Source organism: Phreatobacter aquaticus (genome assembly GCF_005160265.1).
Classification (GTDB): domain Bacteria; phylum Pseudomonadota; class Alphaproteobacteria; order Rhizobiales; family Phreatobacteraceae; genus Phreatobacter; species Phreatobacter aquaticus.
In genome coordinates, this window is the sequence record NZ_CP039865.1 from 887328 (window position 1) to 913271 (window position 25944).

Here is a 25944-nt window from a genome sequence, read left to right on the forward strand (position 1 = left end):
TTATTGTCTAATGCGCGTTAGCAATTTGGAATGCCAACGCCATCCTTGTCCGTGCTGATCGCCGATGACCATCCCTTCTCCCGGGAAGTGGTCGCGCGAATCGCAACTGCTCTCGGACATCGGGTCACTGCGGTCGACGGCGGCCATGCCGCGCTCGAAGCTGCTGCGTTGACCGATTTCGACGTGGCGGTGATCGACCGGCGGATGCCCGACATGGACGGCGCCGCGGTCGCGCTGGCGCTGAAGAACAATTCGCGCCATCCCCGGCTGGTCGCCCTCTCCGGCGACGATCCCAACGACATGCTGCCGGGCCTGTTCGATATCGTGCTGCAGAAGCCGGTCGAAGCAGCCGTGCTGGCACGCGCCCTGATCGGCTGATCTGTCTCACCCATACGACCTTGTGTGGCAGTGCAGCAACGCAGGCCTGACATTCCGTTGATCGTTCTTTAACCACGCCCGATATTTCATCATTGTGGTGGAACGCTTCGAGTTCCCCCGGTGATTCAGCCCATGTCATCGCGCCCGCTTCTTCGACGAGATCCACGCATCAGCGGCCCGGCCCGCTGCGTGAAGGGTGCGCCCGATACCGTTCTCATCGTGTTGCACCAGGAGCAGTCGACCCCCGGCAGGGTCGGCCGCCTGCTGCAGGAGCGCGGCTACAGGCTCGACATCCGTCGCCCGCGCTTCGACGATCCGCTGCCCGAGACCACCCACGACCTCGCCGGCGCCGTGATCTTCGGCGGGCCGATGAGTGCCAACGATCCCGATGACTTCGTCAAGCGCGAGACCGACTGGATTGGCCTCGCACTCAAGGACGAACTGCCCTTCCTCGGCATTTGCCTTGGCGCCCAGATGCTGGCCCGCCATCTCGGCGCGAAGGTCTCCCATCACCCGGATGGCCATGTCGAGATCGGCTATTACCCGCTCAACGCCACCGAGCAGGCGCGCGTCGAGATGCCGTGGCCGGATCACGTCTACCAATGGCACCGCGAAGGCTTCGAGAAGCCTACAGGCGCCGAACTGCTGGCGAGCGGTGAGTGTTTCGAGACACAGGCCATCCGCGTCGGCAAGGCAGCCTACGGCATCCAGTTTCACCCGGAGGTCACACACATGATGATGTGCCGCTGGACCACCCGCGCCCACGAGCGGCTGACCTTGCCGAACGCCCGTTCGCGGCAGGAGCATTTCGATGGTCGCTACATGCACGATGCCGCCGTCAGGACCTGGCTCGACGCCTTCCTCGACCACTGGACCACATTGAAGGTCGCGTGAACTCTGCTGGCCGCGCTGTCACCGTGGTGACATCGGCGAAAGCCAGCGTCAGACTTGCAGGAGACCCGCCGATTCGGGTCTCACCATACTGAAGGAGGTCGCCATGCCCCGCCTCTTCACCGGTATCGAAGTCCCCGAATCCATGGCGGACGACCTCAGCCGATTGCAGGGGGGCCTGAGTTCAGCCCGCTGGATTGACCCGGAGGACTTCCACATCAGCCTGCGCTTCATCGGCGATGTCGATGTGCGCACCGCCAATGATGTCGCCGACATGCTCTATGCGGTGAAGAAGCGGCCGCTCGAGGTCACGCTGTCCGGTCTGGGCTCGTTCGGCGGCGACAAGCCGCGTTCCCTGTTCATCGAAGTGAAGCAGAGCCAGCCTCTGATGGAGTTGCAGGCCGAACAGGAACGCATCATGCGGCGTGTCGGGCTGCCGCCCGAAACCCGCAAGTTCAAGCCGCATGTGACGCTGGCCAGGCTCGGCCGCGATGCCTCCGCCCGCGATGTTGCCGACTGGATCGCGCTGCGCGGGCTGTTTCTCAGCCGCACCTTCTTCGTGCCGCGCTTCGTTCTGTTCTCGGCCAAGGAAGTGGTCGGCGGCGGGCCCTATCTGGTCGAAGAGGCCTACACGCTCGCCGCCTGATCAGGCGGCGGCGCGTCGCAGCGTTGGATAGACGGGGATGGCGGGCACGGGGCCCATCACTGGATCCGAGCGGTTCCCGACACCGAGGCGTGCGGACGCGGCAGTGGCAGTGGGGCCGCGGTTGGGCCGGAGGCTGGAGCAGCCGGCGCCTCTGAAGCCGGTGCCTCGGCCGGCGCTTGGCCGGTCAGCCGCGAGAACCAGTTGCCGGGCTGGGCCGCCGGAAGCGGCTGAGGCGGTGGCTCTGCGGGCGCGAAGGCCGCCACCGGAGCGCCGGTCTGGGTGCGCTGGACAACCGAGGTCTGGGCCGGCGGAGCTGCGCCGGCAACCGGCAGGGTCACCGGACGGCTGGATGCTGAGGCGAGCATCGGCGCGGCCGGCTGCGGCGCGGCGGCAGGCTGAGCGGCCGGGGTTGCTGCAACAGGCGCGGCCTCGGCGGCCGGAGCCGAACGGGCGGACACCAGCGTCGTCGGCGCGCTTTCGCTGGCGGCAAGCGCGAAGGCCGGCTCGCTGGATCCGACGCGAATGCGCCGGTCGGCAAAGCGGGCGGCAAAGCGCTGATGGGTGCCACCATCGATGCCGGAGCGCGCGGGAGCCGCCTCGATCTGCGGCGACAAGGCCGCGACCTGGGCCATGTCGCGGGCATTCTTCTGGGCAACGGCCTGGCGGATGGCTGCCGGAACGACATAGGCAGGGCAAGCGGCGGCGGCCTGGAAGGCCGGGCGCGGCGTCATGTCATCGCTCACCGCCGTGAAGCGGGTGCGGGTTGAGCGCGGCTGAGCCGGCGCTGCACGGTTGACCGGCGCAACCGTGGTGACCGGCTGGTTCAGCGACACCGGAACCGGCGTCGCGGCAGTCGTCGTGGCCGCGCTCGACCGACGGACAGCGCCATTGGCGCGGGTCCCGGCCCACGGATCGCCGCCGATCATCTCGCGAACCGAGCCGCCGCCGGCCTGGGCAAGCGTCGAATTAGGTGCAACGGCGTTAAAGACATACTGCCGGTTGCAGACGTCCACCTGAGGTTCCTGACGGGTCACCTCGAAGTGGTCGTAGCCTTCCTTGAGGTTCCGCCAGAACGCCATGTTCGGGTTGGCGCGGTGGCGCGCCAGATTGCGCGGCGTCATGCGGAACGGATAGGCCTGCACCTGGAAGGCTTCCTGTCCGGCCATCATCGCCTCGCGGGCCAGCGCATAGACCTCGGCGATCGCCTCGTCGGTCATCGCGTAGCAGCCGCGCGACGAGCAGTCGCCATGCACCATCAGATGCGAGCCGGACCGGCCATAGGAGCGGTCGAACGCGTTCGGAAAGCCCATGTTGAACGCCAGATAATAATTCGACTGCGGATTCATCTGGCTCATGGTGATCGTGTAGAAGCCCTCGGGCGACTGACGGTCGCCTTCGCGGACTTTCGGGCCGAGATCACCGGAATAATTGCAGATCGGATATGTCTTGAAGAGCACGTAGCGGCCGCTCGCGTCCTTCTTCCAGACCTCGAGCTCGGCTTCCTGCTTGAAGATGCGCATCAGCACCGGCGAGGTGCGATTGAGCCCACGGCCCGACAGCTCCGACGCGACGGCCTCCGACAGGGGCATCGATCCACGGCTCGGATTGTTGCGCGACAGGGTGCTCTCCTGGCAGCCCGCCAGGGCGAGCGCCAGCACCATTGCGGAAGCGGCAAGCTTCCAACCCGTGAAATTCGCGCCTTTGGCGGCTCTAGCCGACTGCGGCAATGCTCTGCTCCCGGTCCTGGGCGAGAGGCCCTTTGACGGTGTCAGTCTGTCGCCCCTGACCCTTAACGGATCCTTGACGCAGAGCGATAGCGTCAACCGAAGGTTACCGCAAGTCGCGGCAAATACGATGCAGGGTTAACGAAATCCACATGAAACGGCACATCGTGGCGAAGGTGGGGCAGAGCGCCCCACCAGCGTCACAGAGCCCGGCCGATGGCCAGGAATTTCTCGCGGCGCAGACGGCGGATTTCCTCGGGCGACAGGCCCGCAAACCCTTTGAGACCCTGTTCCAGCGCATCGCCGACCCGCGTCATCGCCGCCTCTCGGCCGCGATGGGCACCGCCGATGGGTTCCTGCACGATCTGGTCGATCACGCCGAAGCGCAGCAGATCCTGCGCGGTGATCTTCATATTGGTGGCGGCGTCCTGCGCCTTGGCGGTATCGCGCCAGAGGATCGACGCAGCACCTTCCGGCGAGATCACGCTGTAGATCGCGTGTTCCAGCATCAGCACCCGGTTGGCTGTGGCAATCGCGATCGCGCCGCCCGAACCGCCCTCGCCGATGATCACCGACATGTTCGCGACACCAAGCCCGAGGCTGCGGTCGGTCGAGCGGGCAATCGCCTCGGCCTGGCCGCGCTCCTCGGCGCCGATGCCCGGATAGGCGCCGGCGGTGTCGACCAGCGAGATAACGGGAATGCCGAAACGCTCGGCCGTCTCCATCAGGCGCACCGCCTTGCGATAGCCTTCGGGGCGCGCCATGCCGAAATTGTGCCGGATGCGCGTTTCGGTCGTGTCGCCGCGCTCATGACCCATGATGCAGACGCTTTCGCCGCGGAAACGCCCGAAGCCGCCGACGATCGCCTCGTCCTCGCCGAACACCCGGTCGCCGGCGAGCGGCGTGAAATCCTCGATGAGGGCTTCGATGTAATCCAGCGTGTGGGGGCGGGACGGATGGCGCGCAACCAGCGTCTTCTGCCAGGGCGTCAGCGTCGTGTAGAGGTCCTTGAGGGCCTGGTCGGCCTTCTGCTCGAGGCGCAAGACCTCGTCCGTGATCGAGACGCCGCCGTCGCGGGCGGCAACCTCCCGCAATTCCTCGACCTTCGCTTCGAGTTCGGCGATCGGTTTTTCGAAATCGAGATAGCTGCGCATCGGCACGTTGGCGAACCTGGGCCAGGAAGGTGGCCCGAGGGCCGCAGGAGGCGAGGAAATGCCCCTTGAAGGGGGCGAAAGTCAAGCCGGAGAAGCTAGTCGTCCTCGGCCAGCGGGTGCAGGTCGCGCACCAGACCGGCCAGTCGTTCGTCCAGCACATGGGTATAGATCTGCGTCGTCGCAATGTCGGCATGGCCAAGCAATTGCTGCACCGAGCGCAGATCGGCCCCGTTCTGCAGGAGATGGCTGGCGAAGGCGTGCCGCATCACATGCGGCGAGACCTGGGCTGCTGGCAGCCCGGCTGCGGCGGCGACTGCCTTCAACTCGCGCGCCACATGCTGACGGGTCACATGGCCGGTTTCGCCCGACGACGGAAACAGCCATTTCGAGGCGGCAAGGCCCGCTTCCTCCCGCAGCGCCAGGTAGCGCGCGGTCGCGGCCTTGGAGGCCTCGTTCAGCGGCACGATCCGTTCCTTGTTGCCCTTGCCGCGCACCACGAGGAACCGCTGATCCCGCCTGGCGGCAGCGATCGGCAGGGCGATCAGCTCGGAAATGCGCATGCCCGTCGCATAGAGAAGCTCGATCAGGCAGGCGAGACGCGCGGTGCGGGTCCGCTCGAGAAGCGGACGCGCGGGATCGTCGATCCCTTCCTTGGACACGGCCAGCAGCCGGTCCACCGCCTCCAGACCCAGCACCTTGGGTAGCGGTCGGCCACGCTTCGGCCCCTCCAGCACCGCTGCCGGATCGGCACCGATGATGCCCTCCCCGTAGAGAAACCGGTGCAGCTGCCGCACAGCCGACAGCCTGCGGGCGACCGAGGCAGTCTTCAGGCCGCGTCCGGCGCAATCGGCGAGATAGGCGCGGATCGTCTCGGTGGTGGCCGCTTTCGGACCGACACCTTCTCCGGCCAGAAACTCCGCATAATCATCGAGATCGCGCCGATAGGCGGCGAGCGTATTGGCGGCGGCGCCGCGCTCTGCGGCCATCATGTCGAGGAACAGATCGATCTCGCCGGGGGCCCGCGCCATGCGCCTAGCGCCGGGGCTGCAGGCGATTCGCTGGGATCGACACCGACATCTCGCGCGGGTCGGGCTCCACGAAATAGGCGAGCCCCACCATGGCCGTGAAGCCGAGGCCGCCGAGGACGGCCGCAATCACCACGAAGCGCATCAGGGTCGGCATGCGGGGAAAACCCCTCGGTCTGGGATCGGGCGGTGAGACTGATCATGAAAGGCCCTGCGCCGCAAGCATTGGCGCCGCAAGCATCGGCTGAGAAAGGCGTGCATGGCGGGCTCTGCCGCCTTCCGATCACAGGGCGAAGCCTCTAGGCTTGCCGCCGCCCGCCCAAGGAACCCCCGATGCCGCTGACGATTGCCACCTGGAACATCAATTCGGTCCGCCTGCGCATCGAATCGGTCGCGCGCTTCGTCGAAGCCTACCGCCCCGACATCCTGTGCCTGCAGGAAACCAAATGCATGGATGGCCAGTTCCCGCTGGCGGATCTCCGCAAGATGGGCTTCGACCACATCGCGATCCACGGGCAGAAGGGTTATCACGGCGTGGCTATCGCCTCCCGCTACGCGTTCCGGGATCCCGAGCGGAAGCCCTTCTTCGGCAAGGAAGATGCCCGTCACATCTCGGTCGTGCTCGCCGATGGCCCGGCCACCGGCACCCGCATCCACAACTTCTACATCCCCGCCGGCGGCGACGAGCCCGACCCGGCCATCAACCCGAAATTCGCCCACAAGCTGGGCTTTCTCGACGAGATGGAGGCCTGGGACGGCCTGAAGGTTGGCGACGCCGGCAATCGCTCGATCCTCGTCGGCGACCTCAACATTGCCCCCTACGAGCATGACGTCTGGAGCTCCAAGCAGCTCAAGGGCGTCGTTTCCCACACGCCGCTCGAGCGCCGCCGCCTGATCGAGGTGGCCAAGGCCGGCCAGTGGGTCGACATGATGCGCGAACTGACGCCTGAACCCGAGAAGCTCTACACGTGGTGGAGCTACCGCTCGCCCGACTGGGCTGCCGCCAACAAAGGCCGCCGGCTTGACCATGTCTGGGTCAGCCCGACGCTCGGACCGGCCATGCGCGGCTTCGAGATCGTCAAGGACGCCCGCTCCTGGGAGCGCCCGTCCGACCACGCGCCGGTCATCGCCACCCTCGATCTCTGATCCCGAAAGCCTGCCGCAAGCCGGACGGAGACCCTCCGCAGCAGGAGCAAATAGGCTCCACGGAAGGAGGTCTCGCTCCTGCTGATTGCGCGTTCCAACCGCGCTTGGAAAATTATTGAACCAACCGGTTGAACATCTGCGGAAGCTCTGCTACGTTCAACCTTATGGTTCAACATCACACCCATTCACTCGACACCGTCTTCCACGCGCTGGCCGATCCCACCCGCCGCGCCATGCTGCGCCGCCTCGCCGATGGCGAGAGCGGCATCGGCGATCTCGCCGCCCCCTTCGACATGTCCTTTGCCGGCGCCTCCAAGCATGTCCGCATCCTGGAGCGGGCCGGTCTGGTCCGCCGCGAGGTGCGCGGGCGCACCCACGTCTGCACGCTTGAGGCTGCACCTCTCGCCGAAGCAGACCAATGGTTGAATTTCTACCAGCGGTTCTGGACCGAACGGCTCGATGCCCTGGAAGCGATCCTCAAGGCTGAGGATGCCGCCAAGGCCAAGGGAGAGCCCAAGGCCTGATCCTCCCGTTGCCCACCCTCGCCTCCACCCTCACCCGAAGCCGATAAGGAAACGTGCCATGCGTACCTCGACCAGTGCCTTCGCCGAGATGATCGACCGTTCCTCCGTGCGCTACGTCCGGCTTCTGCCGGGTCCGATCGAGCGGATCTGGAGCTACCTCACCGAATCCGACAAGCGCGCCAAATGGCTCGCCGCTGGGCCGATGGAACTGAGCGCGGGCGGTGCCATGACCTTCGTATTCCGCAACGACGACCTGTCCGTGCCACCGGAACAGGCCCCGGCCGAAGTCCGCAGCCCGGACGGACCTCCGCGCCTCTCGGGACAGGTGCTCCGCTGCGAGCCGCCACGACTGCTGGTCCTGCAATGGGGTCAGGGCCCGGATGCATCGGAAGTGACCTTCGAACTGGAGCCGGTCGACGATCAGGTCCGCCTCGTCCTCACCCATCGGCGCATGCAGGAGGCGCTGCGCCTCAGCTTCGTCAGCGGCTGGCACGTCCATCTCGACACGCTTGTCTCCGTGATCGAGGGCGCCCCACCGGCCGGCTTCTGGTCGCGCTGGCAGGCCTTGCGCGACCATTACGCCCCGCGCATCGGCACCTGATCCTCTCGTCATCTCCCTGCGTAACCCAGACGCGCCCGCAGATCCCCTCTGCGAGGCGCGTCTGCCTTTTCTATTGCATTGCATCATCCGAACGCCGTATGGCGCTGGCCGGGCCGTTTCGTTGACACCCAAAGTGGCCGCTTCTACGGTGCGCGCCCGGCCGGATCAGGCCATGAAACCGATCATCCGAGCGGATTTTGCCCGCTTCGGGGAGGGACCCGATGAAGATCCTTGTGCCCGTCAAGCGGGTTGTCGACTACAATGTGAAGATCCGCGTGAAGCCTGACGGCTCCGGGGTCGAACTCGCCAACGTCAAGATGTCGATGAATCCCTTCGACGAGATCGCCGTCGAAGAGGCGCTGCGGCTGAAGGAAAAGGGCGCGGCCACCGAGGTCGTCGTCGTCTCCATTGGCCCGCAGGGCGCTGCAGAGACGATCCGCACCGGCCTCGCCATGGGCGCCGATCGCGGCATCCACGTGAAGACCGATGCAACCGTCGAGCCGCTGGCCGTCGCCAAGATCCTGAAGGGGATCGTCGGTGAGGAGGCCCCGGGCCTCGTCATTCTCGGCAAGCAGGCGATCGACGACGACGCCAACCAGACCGGCCAGATGCTGGCGGCCCTGCTCGGCTGGGCCCAGGGCACCTTTGCCTCGAAGATCGAGATCTCCGGCGACACGATCGCGGTCACCCGCGAAGTCGATGGCGGCCTCCAGACCGTCAGCCTCAAGTCGCCGGCCATCGTCACCACCGACCTTCGCCTGAACGAGCCGCGCTATGCCTCGCTGCCGAACATCATGAAGGCGAAGAAGAAGCCGATCGACGAGAAGACGCCCGAGACCTATGGCGTCGACATCGCGCCGCGCCTCAAGGTTCTGAAGACCACCGAGCCCGGCGGCCGCAAGGCCGGCGTCAAGGTCGGTTCGGTCGCCGAACTCGTGTCGAAGCTCAAGAACGAAGCTGGAGTGCTCTGATGTCGACGCTTCTTCTCGCTGAACACGACAACACCTCGATCAAGGACGCGACCGCCAAGGCGCTGACCGCAGCCGTCGCTCTCGGCGCCCCGGTCACCGTGCTGGTCGTCGGCTCGGGCTGCGCCGCGGCCGGTGACGCCGCCGCCAAGCTCGCCGGCGTCGCCAAGGTGCTGGTGGTCGACAATGCGGCCTATGCCAACATGCTGGCAGAGCCCACAGCAGCGCTGATCGTCTCGCTCGCCGGCTCCTACGACAACATCGTCTCGGCCTCGACCGCCAACGGCAAGAACATCCTGCCGCGGGTCGCCGCCCTGCTCGACGTGATGCAAATCTCCGACATCGTGAAGGTCATCGCTCCCGACACGTTCGAGCGGCCGATCTATGCCGGCAACGCGCTGCAGACCGTCCAGTCGACCGATGCGAAGAAGATCATCACGGTGCGCACCGCCTCGTTCCAGGCAGCAGCCAGCGGCGGTTCCGCTCCGGTCGAGACGGCCGGCGCGGCCTCCGATCCGGCGCTCTCCACCTTCGTCAGTGAAGAGTTGTCGAAGTCGGATCGTCCGGAACTCGGCGCTGCCAAGATCATCATCTCCGGTGGCCGGGCTCTCGGCTCCAAGGAGAACTTCGCCAAGGTCATCGAGCCCGTCGCCGACAAGCTCGGCGCGGCCATGGGCGCCTCGCGCGCAGCCGTCGATGCCGGCTACGCTCCCAACGACTGGCAGGTTGGCCAGACCGGCAAGGTGGTGGCCCCCGACCTCTACATCGCCGTCGGCATTTCCGGCGCGATCCAGCATCTCGCCGGCATGAAGGATTCCAAGGTGATCGTCGCGATCAACAAGGACGAGGAGGCCCCGATCTTCCAGGTGGCCGATTACGGCCTGGTCGGCGACCTCTTCACCATCCTGCCGGAGCTGGAAAAGGAACTGGCCGGCAAGTGATGCTGGCCAAGTGATATCGGCGCGGGCGGCATGATGTCGCTCGCGCCTTGTCTCTTCAGCGATACCGATGGCGCGGCGCGCCGGACCATCGTAGATATGTCGCCCTGACACGAACGATCCTCCGCCGCCCGCAAGCCAGCGGGCGGACCGGTCACCAGGTGGAACCATGGATATCAACAAGATCGGCGTGATCGGCGCCGGACAGATGGGCAACGGTATCGCGCATGTCGCAGCCCTCGCGGGCGTCGATGTGATGCTGCACGATCTGTCGGAAGATCGCATCAAGTCGGGCCTTGCCACCATCAACGGCAATCTCAGCCGCCAGGCTTCCAAGGGCCTGATCACGGAGGAGCAGCGCCAGACCGCGCTGATGCGCATCAACGCCGCGCCGAAGCTGAGCGATTTCGGCGATTGCGATATGGTGATCGAGGCCGCGACCGAGAACGAACAGGTCAAGATCAAGATCTTCCAGGCCGTCTGTCCGATGCTGAAGCCCGACGCGATTCTGGCGTCGAACACATCGTCGATCTCCATCACCAGGCTTGCCTCGACCACCGACCGTCCCGAGCGGTTCATCGGCATCCACTTCATGAACCCGGTGCCGATCATGCAGCTCGTCGAGCTGATCCGCGGCATCGCAACCGGCGATGAGACCTTCGAGGCCTCGCGCGCGCTGGTCGCCCGTCTCGGCAAGACCATCGCGGTCGCCGAGGATTTCCCGGCCTTCATCGTCAACCGCATCCTGCTGCCGATGATCAACGAGGCGATCTACACCCTCTATGAGGGCGTCGGCTCGGTCGAAGCCATCGACACCGCCATGAAGCTCGGCGCCAACCACCCGATGGGCCCGCTGCAGCTCGCCGATTTCATCGGTCTCGACACCTGCCTGTCGGTGATGCAGGTGCTCCATGACGGCCTGGCGGACTCCAAGTATCGGCCCTGCCCGCTTCTGGTGAAATATGTCGAGGCCGGCTGGCTTGGTCGCAAGTCGCAGCGCGGCTTCTACGACTACCGCGGCGAGAGGCCGATCCCGACACGTTAAGACAATTCGAGGCTTTCGCCGAAAGCTTTGTTAAAACCGGTTTGCTAGCGTCCTTTGCGACAACGCGAAGGATCGCCCCATGTCGACAGACAGCATCATCGGTGCAATGACCGGAATGGCGCAGGACCGGACCCAGATGGGGATCCAGACGGCGCTCATCCGGAACCAGAACCAGGCGGACCAGCAGGTCCTGCAGATTCTCGACGAGGCCGTGCAGGCCGCACCCGCGCCGGGCACCGGCCTCGTAGTCGACAAGCGGGCGTAAGGCGCCTCAGGGCGGCAGGCAGCTCGTCGACCCTCATCACCATCTTTTCAAGTGTCATGGCCGGGCTTGTCCCGGCCATCGGCGTCTTTGACGTCCCGTCTACGACAAGGGGTCGTGGATGCCCGCCACAAGGGCGGGCATGACGTGGGATGACGTCCTGACGCTTGGGCGGTCGCGATGCTAGGTCAGGTCGTGCGTGGGGGCCGATAGCGCGTTGTGGCCGCCAGCGCAGACCCTTCACCTCTCCCCCACAGGGAGAGGTCGACCGAGGCGAAGCCGAGGGCGGGAGAGGGGGAGCGCCCTCGCCGCATAGAGTTCGACCCATCAACGACCCGCAACTCGCCCCCTCACCCGGACGCTGCGCGCCCCAACGACGTCACCCCCGGCGAGCCCGCAGGGCGAGGGAAGGGGGTCCAGGAGTCGCAGGCGGGATCAAAGGGAAGGCTGATGGAGGGAACACAGCCCGTGGCTCCTGGATCCCCTTCCCCTCGGCTTTGCCTCGGCCGGGGATGACGCCTGGAGCCAAGGGCTGGCTTCGCGCGACAGGACACCACTTTGGAGCGCGCCTGCACCTACCCCCGGACCAGATCCCCCAGCAGGCTCGCCGCCACAGTCGCCTTCGACACGGTGAGCCCGGAACTGGCGATCTCCGAAACGGCCGTCCGGATACGCTCCGCCCGCCCACCATGGACGGCCATCCAGGCCTGCACCGCCTCCTCGCCGCCCTGTCCGCCCGCCACCATGTCGGCTGCCAGCCGCCGCTCGGCATCGGCGATCGAATCCAGCGCGCGATCGAGCGCCAGCCGGTCGAAATAGTCGGTGACGACGATCCCACGGGCGGCAGTCTTCACCTGATCGAGCCTGAAGGTCGCGGCAGCGGCGAATGCGGTCGCAGCCACCACCGAAACCGGCCGTCCGGTCTGATCGGAAACCGCCACGATATCCGGTGACGCCGCCAGCCAGCCAAGGCTCGCCATCACGCCGGCCAGCGGGTCCGGCAGGCCGGCGGTCCTGAGCTCGGCGGTACGGGCCGCGCGCGCGGCCGCCGCATCCGGCGGCAAGGCCGTGTCGAGACTTGCCGCCACCGCCTCGATGCCCGCCCGGTGATGGGCAACCACATCGGCGAGGCCGCCGGTCAGGTCGACATTGCGCACGAACCACACCACACGGTCGATCAGCAGATCCTGGATCGCCGCGTAGAGATCGAGCTGCAACGGACCGGAAATCCGGTTGTCGAGCCCGTCCAGCTCGGTGTTGAGCGCGGTCATGCCATAGGCATCGCGCACCGCGGCGAAGGCAGAGGCGATGGTCGAGACGTCGGCACCGGTCTGGTCGGCCAGCCGCACCAGGAAGGCCGGCCCACCCCGGTTGATCATCGAATTGGAGAGGCCCGTCGCGATGATCTCGCGGCGCAGCCGGTGGGTCTCGATGGCATCGGGGAAGCGCTCCTGCAGCGCGCGCGGGAAATAGCGCACAAGCTCGCGCGCCAGATAGGGATCGTCCGGCACGCTGGAGGCCAGCAGGTGGTCGTAGAGGTCGATCTTGGCATAGGCGAGCAGCACGGCCAGTTCCGGCCGGGTCAGCGGATCGCCGCGCCGTCGCCGCTCGGCGAGCTCCGCATCGTCGGGCAGATATTCCACCGCGCGATCGAGTTTGCCGTCCGCTTCCAGCACCCGCATCAGCCGCTGCTGGAAGCCGAGATCCTCCAGCCCACGCCGCTGCGCGAGCGACAGGGATAGGGTCTGGAGATAGTTGTTGCGCAGCACGAGGCGGCCGACCTCGTCGGTCATCTCGACCAGCAGCCCGTTGCGGGCATCGCCCGACAGCCGGCCGTCGCGCTCCGGCGTCGTCAGCGCGATCTTGATGTTCACCTCGACGTCGGACGTGTTGACGCCCGCCGAATTGTCGATCGCATCGGTGTTGATGCGCACGCCGCGCCGGCCCGCCTCGATGCGGCCCTTCTGCGTCGCGCCGAGATTGGCGCCCTCGCCAACCACCTTGGCGCGGATGTCGCCGCCGGTGATGCGGATGGCATCGTTGGCACGGTCGCCGACCTGGTCATCGGTCTCGGCGGAGCCCCGGACATAGGTCCCGATGCCGCCGAACCAGAGGAGATCGACCTCCATCTTCAGGATGGCGCTCATCACCTCCTGCGGCGGCGCCTCGGCCTTGGCGATGCCGAGCATGGCCTGCACCGGCGCCGACAGCGGGATCGACTTGGCGGCCCGCGAGAACACGCCGCCACCGGCCGAGATCAGGCTCTTGTCGAAATCGCCCCAGGAGGAACGCGGCAGATCGAACAGGCGCCGACGCTCGGCAAAGGTCCTGTCCGGGTTCGGATCGGGGTCCAGGAAGATGTCGCGATGGTCGAAGGCCGCGACCAGGCGGATCGTCTGTTCCAGCAGCATGCCATTGCCGAACACGTCGCCCGACATGTCGCCGACACCGGCCACCGAGAACGGCGTCGTGCCAATATCCACGCCCATCTCGCGGAAATGCCGCTTCACGGCCTCCCAGGCGCCGCGCGCTGTGATGCCCATCTTCTTGTGGTCATAGCCCTGGCTGCCGCCCGAGGCGAAGGCGTCGCCCAGCCAATGACCCTTCTCGATGGAGAGCGCATTGGCGGTATCCGAGAAGGTCGCAGTGCCCTTGTCGGCCGCCACCACCAGATAGGGATCGTCGCCGTCATGGCGCACCGTCTCCGGCGGCGGCACGATGGCTGCGCCCTCGATATTGTCGGTGATCTGCAGGAGCGATCGCACGAAGATGCGATAGGCCTCGGTGCCCTCGGCGAGCCAGGCGTCGCGCTGGCCGGGCGGCGGCAGCTTCTTCGGCACGAAGCCGCCCTTGGCGCCGACCGGCACGATGACGGCGTTCTTCACCTGCTGCGCCTTCACGAGGCCCAGCACCTCGGTGCGGAAATCCTGCGGCCGGTCCGACCAGCGAAGCCCGCCACGCGCCACCTTGCCGAAGCGCATGTGCACGCCCTCGACGCGCGGCGAATAGACGAAGATCTCGTAGAGGGGCTTCGGCGCCGGCAGGCCGTCGATCTTCTTCGATTCGAACTTGATGGCAATGGTCGGACGAACCTGTCCGTCCTCGCCGGTCTGGTAGAAATTGGTCCTGAGCGCCGCCTGCACCAGATTGATGAAGGCCCGGAGGATGCGGTCCTCGTCGAGCGAGGTCACCTGCGCCAGCGCCTCCTCGAGGCGCGCGACGATGTCGCCCTGCTTGGCCAGGCGATCCTCGACCGACAGCGGCAGGCGCGGGTCGAAGCGCAGGTGGAACATCAGCACCACGCCCTTGGTGATGCTCGGATGCTTGCGCAGCGTCTCCCACAGATAGTCCTGGCTGAACGGCACACGGATCTGCCGGAGCATGCGGGCGAGCGTGCGCACCACCGCCACGTCGCGCCAGGCAAGGCCGGCCTCCAGCGTCAGCGCGTTGAACCCGTCGCTCTCGGCCTCGCCCGTCATCACGGCCAGCAGGGCTGCTTCCAGCTTGCCGTCGAGCGCCTCGAGGTCGATCGGCTGTCCGCCCGGCCGCCGCAGCGACATGTCGTGCAGCCAGACAACGGCATCGTCGCTTGAACCTGCCGGCATCACCTCGTAGGTGCGCTCGTCGACCACAGCGAAGCCCATGGCCTCCAGGATCGGCACCCGCTCCGACAAGGGTATCGGCCGGCCGCGGGCAAACACACGCAGGCTCGCTTCGGTCTTGTCGGCCGGGTCGGCCCGATGAAAGTCAATCGCCAGCGGCCGCTGGCCGGACAGACCCTCCAGGATGCGGATATCGCCAATCGCGTCCTCCGGCGTCACCGCCTCGCGATAGGCCGCCGAGAAGGCGTCGCGATAGCGGCTGACCAGCTGGTTCGACCGGCCGGGGTCGTGGATCAGGGCCAGGGCATCGGCGAGGCCGTCGCCCCAGGTTCGGACGATGCGAGATACGGCGGCCTCGAGAGTCGCCCGCTCGACCTGCGGCGTCTCGCCCTCGCTGCGCCCGATGATGAAATGGATGCGGACCAGCGGCCCCTCCGAGAAGGAGGGATAAAAGGCCGAGACGCGGCCATGATAGACCTTGGCCAGATATTGCCCGATCGCCACGCGCGCCGCCGTGTCGAACCGGTCGCGTGACACGAAGACCAGCACCGAGACGAAACGGTCGAAGCGGTCGAGCCTCGACAGCACGCGCACCCGCGGCCGGTCGTCGAGCTGCATGATCGCGGTGGCGTTGCGGAACAACGTGTCGTCGTCGATCTGGAACAGCTCGTCGCGCGGATAGCTCTCCAGCACATTGACCAGCGCCTTGCCGGAATGACCGTCCGGGTCGAAGCCGGCGCGGGTGAGCACACGGTCCACCTTGCGGCGCAGATAGGGAATGGTGCGGGTCGAGCGGGTATAGGCGGTGGAGGTGAACAGCCCGACCATGCGGACCTCGCCGATCAACTGGCCCGCCCGGTCGAACTGCTTGACGCCGATATAGTCCATGTAGATGCGCCGGTGGACGCGAGAACGGACATTGGCCTTGGTGATGATCAGCGACACCGGCTGCATCAGGAATTCGCGCATTTCCGGCGTCATGGTCACCAGGTCGGGACCGCGGCGGAGAATGCGGACATTCTCGTCGCGCAGGATGCCGAGACCGGAGGTGAATTGCGGCTCCATCTGCCCTTCGGCAAGGCCGCCGACATAGGAATAGTCGCGGACGCCCAGGAAGGTGAAGTTGTTGGAGGCCAGCCATTCCAGGAACTGGATGCCCTCCGCCATCTCGGTCACCGGCAGGACCGGGTTCGATTTCAGGTCCTCGATCAGGCCGCGCACCCGATCGATCATCGGCCGCCAGTCGGCAACGCAGATCCTGACATCGGCAAGCGTGCCCTCGAGCTCGGCGACCAGCGCCGCGCGGCGCGGTTCGTCGGTGAGGCGGTCGATATGGATATGGATGATGCTCTCGCGATGGGCGGAGCCGTCGGCCTGGTCGAGGCCACGATAGGCGCCAAGTGCGCCGGACGGCTCGCGTTCGATCGTCACGATCGGATGGGCGACAAGGCGCGCATTGATCGCCTGCTCGGCCAGCACGCCCATGACCGAATCGACCAGGAACGGCATGTTGTCGTTGACCAGCTCGATCACGGTGATCGCGCCAAGCGGTGACCCCGGTGTCGGCGCCACGGGATCGTCCAGGCGGATGGCGGTAGTGCCGGCGGGATGGTGGCCGAGAGCGGCAAAGCTTGCAGCCGCAAGGCTTGCCAGGTCGCGCGCCTCATAGGGGGCGATGTCCTCAGGCGCGACACGGCCGAACAGATCGGCGGCATAGGTCTCTGGAACAGAACCTTCCGTGCCGCGCAGAATGATTTCGGCCTGGGCGATCAGAGCGGCGATTCCGCCAATATTCTCGGCCGCACTCGTCATCGTCGTCCCCCCGCAGCACTGCCGGCCGCATTCGAAGCGGAGCCAGCATGACCACGCGCCCCTTCCCCCGTAAAGACAATTCCGCCTGCTTCGTGGTTCCGCTAGGCTCCCGAACGAAGCTCCGGAAGGGGCATGAGGGCCGTGACATCAAACTGTCCACGGACCCGGCAAGGGAGACCGACAATGACTGCAAAAACCGCCAAGACGGCCGCGACCACTGCCGCCAAGCCGGAGGCGCCGATTGCGCTCAACCTGCCGGCCGCCCCGCTCGATGCCGAGATCGAGGCCTATTTCCAGAAGTGCCGCGACAAGATCGGCTATGTGCCGAATGTCCTGCTCGCCTACACCCACGATCTCGCCAAGCTCAAGGCGTTCGCGGCCATGTACAACGACCTGATGCTGGCCCCCTCGGGCCTCAGCAAGCTGGAGCGCGAGATGATCGCGGTCGCCGTCTCGTCGGTGAACCGCTGCTATTATTGCCTCACCGCCCATGGCGCGGCGGTGCGCCAGCTGTCCGGCGATCCGGTCCTCGGCGAACAGATGGTCATGAACTACCGCGCAGCCAGGCTCGACCGCCGCCAGCGCGCCATGCTGGATTTCGCGGTCAAGCTCACCGAGGCACCCTGGACCGTCGACGACCCCGACCGTGAGCTGCTGCGCCACGCCGGCTTCAATGATCGCGACATCTGGGATATCGGGGCGACCGCCGCCTTCTTCAACATGTCGAACCGCATGGCGACCGCCACCGACATGCGGCCGAATGCCGAATATCATCCCAGCTACCGCTGAGCCGGGTCATTGCCTCTGGCACCCGGCCGGCAAGCGCCTACATTGGGCACAAGGCCGTCCGGACGGCCATGGAGTGTCGAGTATGGCCACCAACACGATCTATGGCGGCCCGGCTGATCTGCCGGGCACCATTCCCGTCTTCCCGCTGGCCGGTGCGCTCCTGCTGCCGCGCGGACAATTGCCGCTGAACATCTTCGAGCCGCGCTATCTCGCGATGATCGATGATGCCTTCAAGTCGGGACACCGCATCATCGGCATGGTCCAGCCGGCCATCGGCGATGAAGAGGCACGCGAGCCGAAGCTGGCCGCCGTCGGCTGCGCCGGCCGGATCACGCAGTTCTCCGAGACCGGCGATGGACGCTACATGCTCAACCTGACCGGCATTTCCCGGTTCCGGATCGGCGAGGAACTGTCGACCACCACACCATACCGCCAGTGCAGCGTCGATTTCGGAGCCTTTGCCGGCGACTTCCTGGCCGAGCAGGGCGAGAGCGAGGTGGATCGCGACGGACTCCTGAAGACGCTCGGCCAGTTCCTGGAGGCCAACAGCCTGGAGGCCGACTGGGACGGCATCAGCAAGGCGCCGACGGAGGCTCTCGTCAATGCGCTGTGCATGATGTCGCCCTGGGGATTGCGCGAGAAGCAGGCCCTGCTGGAGGCGCCCGACCTGAAGACCCGCGCGGCCCTGCTGGTGGCGGTGACCGAGATGGCGCTCGCCAAGGATGGTCCGTCGGAGGACAAGCCCGCGCTCAACTGAGCCGGCCCCTCGGAACACCGGCTCTTGGAGAGCCGGGTCCTGCGGTGTAGGACAGGCGTGATTGAGGACAACGGCCATGACCAGCGACACAACGCCCGATAATGCCACCAGCGTGCCGCAGACCCGGCCCGGCACGGTCGACCCGCGCCTGCTCGAGGTTCTCGTCTGTCCGGTCACCAAGGGCACGCTCGACTATGACGCGGCCGCCAACGAGCTGGTGTCGCGCGGCGCAAGGCTCGCCTATCCGATCCGCGACGGCATCCCGATCATGCTGCCGGAAGAAGCCCGCAAGCTGGCGGATTGAGGCGGACGGGCCCACTCACCCGGCGGCGATCGCCGATATGGGCTGCGATCAAGCAGTGATCCCGGCCTCCAGGTATTCAGGACGTCACCCCCGGCGAGGCCAATAGCGAGATGCGAACGCATCTCGCGTTCGCTCGATGCTAAGGGCCGAGGGAAGGGGGTCCAGGAGTCGCCTGCTCGGACCTCACCACAGGTGAAGAGCTGAACCTCGCCACTGGCGGATAGTTGGGACCTCGTGGCCCCTGGATCCCCTTCCCTCGACGCTCACGCGTCTCGCCGGGGATGACGTCGCGAGCGGCGATCGGCTCCGAGCTGGTCGCCTCAATCTGCGGCTCAGCCCGACGCCCAACAAAAAAGCCCGGCGCAAGGCCGGGCTTTTTGATGCGGTGAAAGTGTCGAAGCGATCAGGCCGCCTCGACCTCGCTCTCGTCGGCGTCTTCAGCTTCCTCGGCCTCTTCCGCCTTGGCAACGCCGCGGCGCGGACCCTTGGCAAGCTGGGCTTCGATCATCTTGATGGCATCGGCTTCGACGACGCGTTCGACGGCGGCGAGCTCGCGCGCCATCCGGTCAAGAGCCTGCTCGTAGAGCTGGCGCTCGGAATAGGACTGCTCGGGCTGGGTGTCGGACCGGAACAGGTCGCGCACCACCTCGGAAATCGAGATGAGGTCGCCGGAATTGATCTTCGCTTCGTATTCCTGGGCACGGCGGGACCACATGGTCCGCTTGATGCGGGCACGGCCCTTGAGCACGTCGAGCGCCTTGGTCATCACCTCGGGCTCGGCCAGCTTGCGCATGCCAACCTGGGCGATCTTGGCGGTGGGAACCCGCAGCGTCATCTTGTCCTTCTCGAAGGTGATGACGAACAATTCCAGCTTGAAGCCGGCAATGTCCTGCTCCTCGATCGAGACGATCTGACCCACCCCGTGGGACGGATAGACGATGTACTCGCTCGTCTTGAAGCCCTGACGGGTCTGCGTGCTCTTCTTAGCGGTCATACTGCGCCTTACTCCTTGCTGGCCGGAAACGGCCGCCGGTGATGCCGGGCCTCGGCCCTGCGGGGCTCTGGCTGCCGACCCACGGTGCCCTTGGGCGCCGTGGTGGTTTGCGCGGGACAACGGCGGGTGCAATCCGGACCAGGATCGTGCCGATATCCCTGACGTCAGTCGATGAGGGAAAGACCTTCGGCGGCGCGGAAGGCTCGGCCCATGCAAGCCCTCCATCGCATCTCATCGGATTGTTCCGAAAAAAGACGCTCCTCAGGAGGGAGCGCGCTGGCAGGACCGTCTGTTTGATCGACTATGACCGGACTATACCACAAATTTCGCAGAAATCAAAGGCTTGAGCGCAAAGCCTCGCGCAAGGTGGCCGGCCGCGGGCCACAGAGCGGCCGTAGCGTTAACGGCCTCGGGTCAGTCGCCCTGCCCCGGCTCGGTCGACAGAAGCGCCAGCTTGCCAGGCTTGCCGTCCCAGTCCTTGCCGTCCGACGGACCCTCGCGCTTCTGCGTGATGTTCGGCCATTTGGAGGCATATTCGGTATTCAGCTGCAGCCAGCTTTCCAGCCCCGGCTCGGTATCCGGCTTGATCGCCTCGGCCGGGCATTCGGGCTCGCAGACGCCGCAATCGATGCACTCGTCGGGATGAATGACCAGAAAGTTCTCACCCTCGTAGAAGCAGTCCACCGGACAGACCTCGACGCAATCCATATATTTGCACTTGATGCAATTTTCGGTGACCACATAGGTCATGAACAGGCTCCGCAGGCACGAGGCGCGACCTCAGCGCTTACCATTTCGGCACTGCGGCATGCAAGCGACCCGCGCGGCAGCGCGTCGCAGGTCTTGCGCATGACCGCACCCGCCCGATCTAGAGGGTGACGCATACCGGAGCTGTCGATGAACTACGCCAAGACCGCCATCCTGCTGGCCGCCATGACCGCGCTCTTCATGGGCGTCGGATTGCTGGTCGGCGGCTCGACCGGCATGGTGATCGCGTTCGTGGTCGCCTGCGCGATGAATCTCTGGAGCTATTGGGGCTCCGACCGGGCCGTGCTCTCGATGTACGGCGCGGAGGAGGTCAATCCGGCCAGCGCCCCCGATCTCTACGCCATGGTGGCGCGTCTCGCCGAGCGGGCCGGCCTGCCGATGCCGCGGGTCTTTCTCATCCACGAGGACCAGCCGAACGCCTTCGCCACCGGCCGCAATCCCGAGAACGCGGCGGTCGCGGTCAATACCGGCCTGCTCGCCATGCTGTCGCGCGAGGAGGTGGAGGGCGTGGTCGCCCACGAGCTCGCCCATATCAAGAACCGCGACACGCTGACCATGACGATCACCGCGACGCTGGCCGGCGCGGTCTCGATGCTCGCCAATTTCGCGGCCTTCTCCGGCAATCGCGACAACCGTTCCGGCTTCGGCATCATCGGCACCATCGCCATGCTGGTACTGGCCCCGCTCGCCGCCTCGATCGTCCAGATGGCCGTGTCACGCTCGCGCGAATATGAGGCCGATCGCCTCGGCGCCGAGATTTCCGGCAATCCGCTGGGGCTCGCCTCCGCGCTCGCCCGCATTGCGGGAGCCCATGACCAGACCGTCAACCAGACCGCCGAGCACAATCCGCAGACGGCGCACATGTTCATCATCAACCCGCTGAGCGGCGAGCGGATGGACAGCCTGTTCTCCACCCATCCGGACACCGGCAACCGCATCGCGGCACTCCAGCAGCTGGCGGCGGCATGGGGTGCCAGCGGCGAGATCGCAGCCCCGGTCCAGTCCGCGCCCTGGGGCGGACAGCGCCGCCGCGGCCCCTGGGGCTGACAGGAAGGCCGGCCTCACGGCGCCGCGCATTCCCGCGCCCGTGATCGCCAACACATCAGCCATGCAGAACCTCGCAGCTGATCGCGGCCTTGCCGCGCGGGTCCGCCCCGCCTAAACGGACCCATGGTCAAGCGTTTTCACGATCACAAGCCCAAACCGAAACCGCCGCCGCCGGCAGGCCTGCCCGCGCGCCGCCGCGCCTGCGAGCTGATCGAGGCCGTGACGCTGCGCCGCCGCCCCCTGGACGAGGCGCTGGACGAACCGACCGACCTTGACCAGGCCGACCGGGCGCTGGCCCGCAAGATCGCGGCGACCGCGCTCCGTCGCCTCGGCACCATCGAGAAGGTTCTGGCGGAACGGCTGGCCAAGGGCCTGCCGGATGGCCTCCCCCGGTTGAAGACCGCCATGGTCGTCGGCGTCTGCCAGATCCTGTTCCTCGACGTGCCCGATTATGCCGCCGTCGATCTCGCTGTCCGCATGGTTGAAGCCGACAAGAAGGCCAAGGGCTTTGCCGGCCTGACCAATGCGGTGCTCCGCGGCATCGGCCGCGACAAGGCCGAGATTCTCGAAGGCCTCGACCCTCTCGATGATCTGCCACCCTGGATGCGCGAACGCTGGATCGCCGCCTATGGCATCGACACGACCCGCGCCATCGCCGCGATCCAGGCGGTCGAGCCGCCGCTCGATCTCACCGTCAAGGCGGATGCAGCGGGTTGGGCGGACAAGCTTGGCGGATCCGTCACGCCGACAGGCTCGGTCCGGCTGAGCGCACCGGGCGCGATCACCGAACTCGCCGGTTTCGCAGAGGGTGAGTGGTGGGTGCAGGATGCCGCGGCCGCCATTCCGGCCCGCCTGCTGGGCAATGTGGCAGGCCTCACGGTCGCCGATCTCTGCGCCGCACCCGGCGGCAAGACCGCCCAATTGGCGGCGGGCGGCGCCAAGGTCACCGCTGTCGACCGCTCGGCCCGCAGGCTGGAACGGCTGACGGCCAATATGGAACGCCTGCACCTCGATGTGACAGTGCTGGCCGCCGATGCCCTGGAACTCCCGGGCATCTTCGACGCCATCCTGCTCGACGCGCCCTGTTCGGCCACCGGCACGGTGCGCGGCCATCCCGACGTCATGCATCTGAAGTCGATGACCGATGTCGAAGGCCTCGGCCGCCAGCAGGCCCGCCTGCTCGACCGCCTGTCCAGCCTGCTGAAGCCCGGCGGCCGCGCGGTCTACTGCACCTGCTCGCTGGAGCCTGAAGAGGGCGAAAGGCAGATCGAGGCGCTGCTCGCGCGCGATCCCCTGATGGTCCTCGACCCGATCCGAGCCGACGAGATCGCCGGCATCGCCGATGTCATCACGCCGGCCGGCATGGTGCGCACCCTGCCCTCACACTGGCCAGCATCCGATCCCGCTATCGCCGGCCTTGACGGATTCTTCGCAGCGCGGCTGATCAGACGGCCATGACCCACTCGCGGGGCACGATATGATCCGTTATGGTGCCGCGACGTCGCCGCCGAGGGTTTCCGCATTGACCGCCCAACCATCCCGCCGCACTGCGCTTGTCCTCAGCCTCTGCTTCGCCGCCGCCCTAGGCGGCTGCGGCCGCCGCGGCGGCCTGGAGCTTCCCGGTGAGACCCCCTCGCCGGTGGGTGGACCGACGCCGCCCAACCTGCCGCCGCGGTCTCAAGCCGCCGCAGATCCGGCCAATCCCGCGCAGCGCACGCCGGAATCCGCCAGCGCCAATCCGGCGCAACGCAATTACGATCGCGACCGCCCGGTCGGCCGCAATCCGCTGCTGCCGAGCGGCCGCTTCATCCTCGACCCGCTGCTGTAAGTCCCATGCATCATTTCGCCTACCGCTCCGGCATCATGCATGCCGAGGACGTTGCCCTTGACCGCATCGCGGACGAGGTCGGGACGCCCTTCTACTGCTATTCCACGGCCACGCTGGAGCGGCATTACCGGGTGTTCTCGGAGGCCTTCGCGGGCCTGGACAGCCTCGTCTGCTATGCGATGAAGGCCAATTCCAACCAGGCGGTGATCAAGACCCTCGCCCGGCTTGGCGCGGGCATGGATGTCGTCTCCGGCGGCGAACTGAAGCGCGCGATCGCCGCCGGCGTCCCCGGCGAGCGGATCATGTTTTCCGGCGTCGGCAAGACGCGCGAGGAGCATCGCGCCGCGCTCGAGGCCGGCGTCTTCTGCATCAATGTCGAGAGTGAACCGGAGGTGCTTCAGCTCTCCGAAGTCGCAACATCGCTCGGGCGGACCGCCCACATCTCGTTCCGCGTCAATCCGGATGTGGATGCCAGAACCCACGCCAAGATCTCGACTGGCAAGAAGGGTGACAAGTTCGGCATCCCGATCTCCACCGCCCGCGAGGTCTATGCCCGGACCGCCAAGCTGCCCGGCATCCGCATTGCCGGCATCGACATGCATATCGGCTCGCAGATCACCGACCTGCAGCCCTTTGACGACGCCTATGCCCTGCTCGCCGAATTCGTGCAGACGCTGCGCGCCGACGGCCATGTCATCGACCATGTCGATGTCGGCGGCGGCCTCGGCATTCCCTACAAGGACGACAACGAGCCGCCGCCCGAGCCAGCGCGCTATGCCGAGGTGGTCCGCCGCCACACGGCGAGCCTCGGCACCAAGGTGATCATGGAGCCCGGCCGCATGATGGTGGGCAATGCCGGCATCCTCGTCACCCGCGTCATCTACGTGAAGGAGAACGAAGGCCACACCTTCGTCATCGTCGACGGCGCGATGAACGACCTGATCCGCCCGACGCTCTACGACGCCCATCACGAGATCAAGCCGATCGTCGAGCCGAAGGCTGGCGCGCCGAAGCCGAAGGTCGATGTCGTCGGCCCGATCTGCGAAAGCGGCGACTATCTGGCGCTCGGCCGCAAGCTGCCGGTGGTCAAGCCCGGCGACCTGCTCGCAGTGATGACCGCCGGGGCCTATGGCGCGGTGCAGGCCGGCACCTACAACACCAGGCCCTTGTCGCCCGAGATTCTGGTCAACGGCGCGGACTATGCCGTGGTGAGACCCAGGGTCGATGCCGAGCAGATCATCGCCATGGACAGGCTTCCCGCATGGCTGTGACCCCCAGCGAGACGCCGGGAGGCTGCGGGTGAATGGGGCTTTGCCCCGGGTTTCGATTGTCGCGCCCTGCTTCAACGAGGCAGAGGGCCTTCAGGAATTCTATCGGCGTTGCAGCCTGGCCTGCTCGGACGCGGTCGGCGGAGACCACGAGATCGTCCTGGTCGATGACGGCTCGACCGATGCCACCTGGCCGTTGATCGAAGCCCTTGCCCGCGCCGACGAGCGGGTGGTCGGCCTGCGGCTCCTGCGCAACCATGGCCATCAGCTGGCGTCGTCAGCGGGTCTTGCGGCAGCGCTTGGCGAGCGCGTTCTGCTGATTGACGCCGACCTGCAGGACCCGCCCGAACTGCTCTCAGCCATGATGCGTGAGATGGATCAGGGCGCCGACGTGGTCTATGGCCTGCGCACCGGACGGGATCGCGAAAGCTGGTTCAAGCGGACCTGCGCGAGCCTGTTCTACCGGTCCCTGTCCTGGCTCACCGACACCGCCATTCCCCGCGACACCGGCGACTTCAGGCTGATGTCGCGCACCGTTGTCGATGCCTTCCTGCTCATGCCGGAGCAGCACAGGTTCATCCGCGGCATGGTCAGCTGGATCGGCGGGCGCCAGGTGGCCATGCCCTATCAGCGCGAAGGCCGCTACGCTGGCACCACCAAATATCCGTTCCGGAAGATGGTGCGCCTCGCCATCGACGCGGTGACAAGCTTTTCCACCCGACCGCTCAGGATCGCCACCTGGAGCGGCCTCGTCTTCGCATTCCTGGCGCTCGGCGTCCTCGGCTACAGTCTGGTCCAATGGGCCCGCGGCTCTGTCATCGACGGTTGGACCAGTCTCATGGCCGCGACCTCGCTGTTCGCCGGCGTCCAGCTTCTGGTTCTGGGCATCCTCGGCGAATATCTCGGTCGCCTGGTCCAGGAGAGCAAGAACCGCCCGCTGTTCCTCGTCGGCGCCGTGCGGCGCGGCGACAAGCTCCATGCCGTCTCGGCCGAGTTCTCGCGGCTCCCGCCTTCGCAGCAGCACACGATCCGCGGCACCTGGCGCAGTGCCGGTGCGCCGCCGGACAGGCCCTAGCCTTGCGCCGCATCGTCGCCTTCGCGGCCGTCGGCGTGGTCAACACGCTGGTCGACTTTCTGGCCTTTCTGCTGCTCACCCGCTGGTTTGGCGTGGCGGCGCTTCTGGCCAATGTCGCGAGCTTCAGCCTGGGCGCGGCCAACAGCTATGTTCTCAACCGGCTGGTGACCTTTCCGGATGCGGCGGCACCCCTTGGTTCGGCCGCAACCATCGTGCGTTTCGCTGTGGTCACGCTGGTTGGTCTGGGCATGTCCTCGATGGCGCTGGCTGCAGGACTTGCCCTGTCCCTTGGTGACCTGGCCGCCAAGGTCGTGTCGATTGCCGCGACTTTCGCCAGCGGCTTTGTGCTGAACCGATATGTCGTCTTCCGGCCGGTCAGGCCCTCGGAGAACCCCTGA

Annotated in this window: 26 protein-coding genes; 19 read left to right on the forward strand and 7 right to left on the reverse strand. The window is 66.6% G+C overall.

Annotated features, from left to right (window positions below; genetic code table 11):
• The first annotated feature begins 30 nt into the window (after positions 1–30).
• From E8L99_RS04090 to thpR, 3 genes are all read left to right on the forward strand, one after another.
• Entirely contained in the window at positions 31–378 is a 348-nt protein-coding gene (locus tag E8L99_RS04090; RefSeq protein WP_137098349.1) for a response regulator, read from the forward strand.
• A gap of 132 nt (positions 379–510) precedes the next feature.
• Positions 511–1272 carry a glutamine amidotransferase gene (locus tag E8L99_RS04095; RefSeq protein ID WP_137098350.1) on the forward strand — a complete coding sequence of 254 codons (762 nt, stop codon included), beginning with the start codon at positions 511–513 and terminating at the stop codon, positions 1270–1272.
• 103 nt (positions 1273–1375) lie between these two features.
• Positions 1376–1915, forward strand: coding sequence for an RNA 2',3'-cyclic phosphodiesterase (gene thpR, locus E8L99_RS04100; protein ID WP_137098351.1), 540 nt, complete (start codon positions 1376–1378; stop codon positions 1913–1915).
• Between the two features lie 56 nt (positions 1916–1971).
• Here the strand turns inward: thpR and E8L99_RS04105 are convergent, their stop codons facing one another.
• The 4 genes from E8L99_RS04105 to E8L99_RS04120 all read right to left on the reverse strand — a co-directional run bounded on the left by E8L99_RS04105 (position 1972) and on the right by E8L99_RS04120 (position 5975).
• Positions 1972–3576: a L,D-transpeptidase family protein gene (locus E8L99_RS04105; protein WP_137101945.1), complete on the reverse strand. Its 1605-nt coding sequence runs from the start codon at positions 3574–3576 to the stop codon at positions 1972–1974.
• A 263-nt stretch (positions 3577–3839) separates the two neighbouring features.
• On the reverse strand, positions 3840–4793 hold the full coding sequence (locus tag E8L99_RS04110; protein ID WP_137101946.1) for an acetyl-CoA carboxylase carboxyltransferase subunit alpha: 954 nt from the start codon (positions 4791–4793) through the stop codon (positions 3840–3842).
• A 95-nt stretch (positions 4794–4888) separates the two neighbouring features.
• Complete coding sequence (locus E8L99_RS04115) at positions 4889–5821, reverse strand: site-specific tyrosine recombinase XerD (protein ID WP_137098352.1); 933 nt, start codon at positions 5819–5821, stop codon at positions 4889–4891.
• Positions 5822–5825: 4 nt separating this feature from the next.
• Positions 5826–5975, reverse strand: coding sequence for a histidine kinase (locus E8L99_RS04120; RefSeq protein WP_137098353.1), 150 nt, complete (start codon positions 5973–5975; stop codon positions 5826–5828).
• A 176-nt stretch (positions 5976–6151) separates the two neighbouring features.
• On the opposite strand from E8L99_RS04120, the gene E8L99_RS04125 reads away from it, so the two are divergent.
• The 7 genes from E8L99_RS04125 to E8L99_RS04155 all read left to right on the forward strand — a co-directional run bounded on the left by E8L99_RS04125 (position 6152) and on the right by E8L99_RS04155 (position 11305).
• Positions 6152–6964 (forward strand): exodeoxyribonuclease III, encoded by an 813-nt coding sequence (locus E8L99_RS04125; protein ID WP_137098354.1) that lies wholly within the window; start codon positions 6152–6154, stop codon positions 6962–6964.
• A 164-nt stretch (positions 6965–7128) separates the two neighbouring features.
• Positions 7129–7488 carry an ArsR/SmtB family transcription factor gene (locus E8L99_RS04130; RefSeq protein ID WP_137098355.1) on the forward strand — a complete coding sequence of 120 codons (360 nt, stop codon included), beginning with the start codon at positions 7129–7131 and terminating at the stop codon, positions 7486–7488.
• A 58-nt stretch (positions 7489–7546) separates the two neighbouring features.
• Positions 7547–8089 carry an SRPBCC family protein gene (locus E8L99_RS04135; RefSeq protein ID WP_215907051.1) on the forward strand — a complete coding sequence of 181 codons (543 nt, stop codon included), beginning with the start codon at positions 7547–7549 and terminating at the stop codon, positions 8087–8089.
• A gap of 221 nt (positions 8090–8310) precedes the next feature.
• Positions 8311–9060, forward strand: coding sequence for an electron transfer flavoprotein subunit beta/FixA family protein (locus tag E8L99_RS04140; RefSeq protein ID WP_137098356.1), 750 nt, complete (start codon positions 8311–8313; stop codon positions 9058–9060).
• Positions 9060–9998, forward strand: coding sequence for an electron transfer flavoprotein subunit alpha/FixB family protein (locus tag E8L99_RS04145; protein ID WP_137098357.1), 939 nt, complete (start codon positions 9060–9062; stop codon positions 9996–9998). The genes E8L99_RS04140 and E8L99_RS04145 overlap by 1 nt, the downstream gene beginning before the upstream one ends.
• Before the next feature lie 166 nt (positions 9999–10164).
• Complete coding sequence (locus tag E8L99_RS04150; RefSeq protein WP_137098358.1) at positions 10165–11040, forward strand: 3-hydroxybutyryl-CoA dehydrogenase; 876 nt, start codon at positions 10165–10167, stop codon at positions 11038–11040.
• Between the two features lie 79 nt (positions 11041–11119).
• Entirely contained in the window at positions 11120–11305 is a 186-nt protein-coding gene (locus tag E8L99_RS04155; protein WP_137098359.1) for a hypothetical protein, read from the forward strand.
• Positions 11306–11877: 572 nt separating this feature from the next.
• Here E8L99_RS04155 and E8L99_RS04160 read toward each other — a convergent pair.
• Entirely contained in the window at positions 11878–16716 is a 4839-nt protein-coding gene (locus E8L99_RS04160; protein WP_137098360.1) for an NAD-glutamate dehydrogenase, read from the reverse strand.
• A gap of 183 nt (positions 16717–16899) precedes the next feature.
• On the opposite strand from E8L99_RS04160, the gene E8L99_RS04165 reads away from it, so the two are divergent.
• The 3 genes from E8L99_RS04165 (at position 16900) to E8L99_RS04175 (ending at position 18566) form a co-directional block, all read left to right on the forward strand.
• A complete protein-coding gene (locus tag E8L99_RS04165; protein WP_137098361.1) occupies positions 16900–17505 on the forward strand; it encodes a peroxidase-related enzyme in 606 nt (201 codons plus the stop codon).
• Between the two features lie 82 nt (positions 17506–17587).
• Entirely contained in the window at positions 17588–18262 is a 675-nt protein-coding gene (locus tag E8L99_RS04170; RefSeq protein WP_137098362.1) for an LON peptidase substrate-binding domain-containing protein, read from the forward strand.
• Between the two features lie 76 nt (positions 18263–18338).
• Positions 18339–18566 (forward strand): Trm112 family protein, encoded by a 228-nt coding sequence (locus tag E8L99_RS04175; protein WP_137098363.1) that lies wholly within the window; start codon positions 18339–18341, stop codon positions 18564–18566.
• Between the two features lie 403 nt (positions 18567–18969).
• On the opposite strand, the gene E8L99_RS04180 is transcribed toward E8L99_RS04175, so the two are convergent.
• Together E8L99_RS04180 and fdxA are read right to left on the reverse strand one after the other, a co-directional pair.
• The gene (locus E8L99_RS04180; RefSeq protein ID WP_137098364.1) at positions 18970–19560 is read right to left on the reverse strand and encodes a CarD family transcriptional regulator; all 591 of its coding nucleotides are present in this window, start codon (positions 19558–19560) and stop codon (positions 18970–18972) included.
• A gap of 414 nt (positions 19561–19974) precedes the next feature.
• Positions 19975–20310, reverse strand: coding sequence for a ferredoxin FdxA (fdxA, locus tag E8L99_RS04185; protein WP_137098365.1), 336 nt, complete (start codon positions 20308–20310; stop codon positions 19975–19977).
• A gap of 147 nt (positions 20311–20457) precedes the next feature.
• Between fdxA and htpX the strand changes: the two genes are divergently transcribed.
• The 6 genes from htpX to E8L99_RS23700 all read left to right on the forward strand — a co-directional run bounded on the left by htpX (position 20458) and on the right by E8L99_RS23700 (position 25944).
• Positions 20458–21375, forward strand: coding sequence for a zinc metalloprotease HtpX (gene htpX / locus E8L99_RS04190; protein ID WP_137098366.1), 918 nt, complete (start codon positions 20458–20460; stop codon positions 21373–21375).
• A 123-nt stretch (positions 21376–21498) separates the two neighbouring features.
• Positions 21499–22833: an RsmB/NOP family class I SAM-dependent RNA methyltransferase gene (locus E8L99_RS04195; RefSeq protein WP_137098367.1), complete on the forward strand. Its 1335-nt coding sequence runs from the start codon at positions 21499–21501 to the stop codon at positions 22831–22833.
• Between the two features lie 64 nt (positions 22834–22897).
• Positions 22898–23203: a lipoprotein gene (locus tag E8L99_RS04200; protein WP_137098368.1), complete on the forward strand. Its 306-nt coding sequence runs from the start codon at positions 22898–22900 to the stop codon at positions 23201–23203.
• A gap of 5 nt (positions 23204–23208) precedes the next feature.
• Positions 23209–24474, forward strand: a complete 1266-nt coding sequence (lysA, locus tag E8L99_RS04205) for a diaminopimelate decarboxylase (RefSeq protein WP_137098369.1) — start codon at positions 23209–23211, stop codon at positions 24472–24474.
• Positions 24475–24514: 40 nt separating this feature from the next.
• Complete coding sequence (locus E8L99_RS04210) at positions 24515–25546, forward strand: glycosyltransferase family 2 protein (RefSeq protein WP_252511255.1); 1032 nt, start codon at positions 24515–24517, stop codon at positions 25544–25546.
• A gap of 2 nt (positions 25547–25548) precedes the next feature.
• Complete coding sequence (locus E8L99_RS23700; protein WP_168201562.1) at positions 25549–25944, forward strand: GtrA family protein; 396 nt, start codon at positions 25549–25551, stop codon at positions 25942–25944.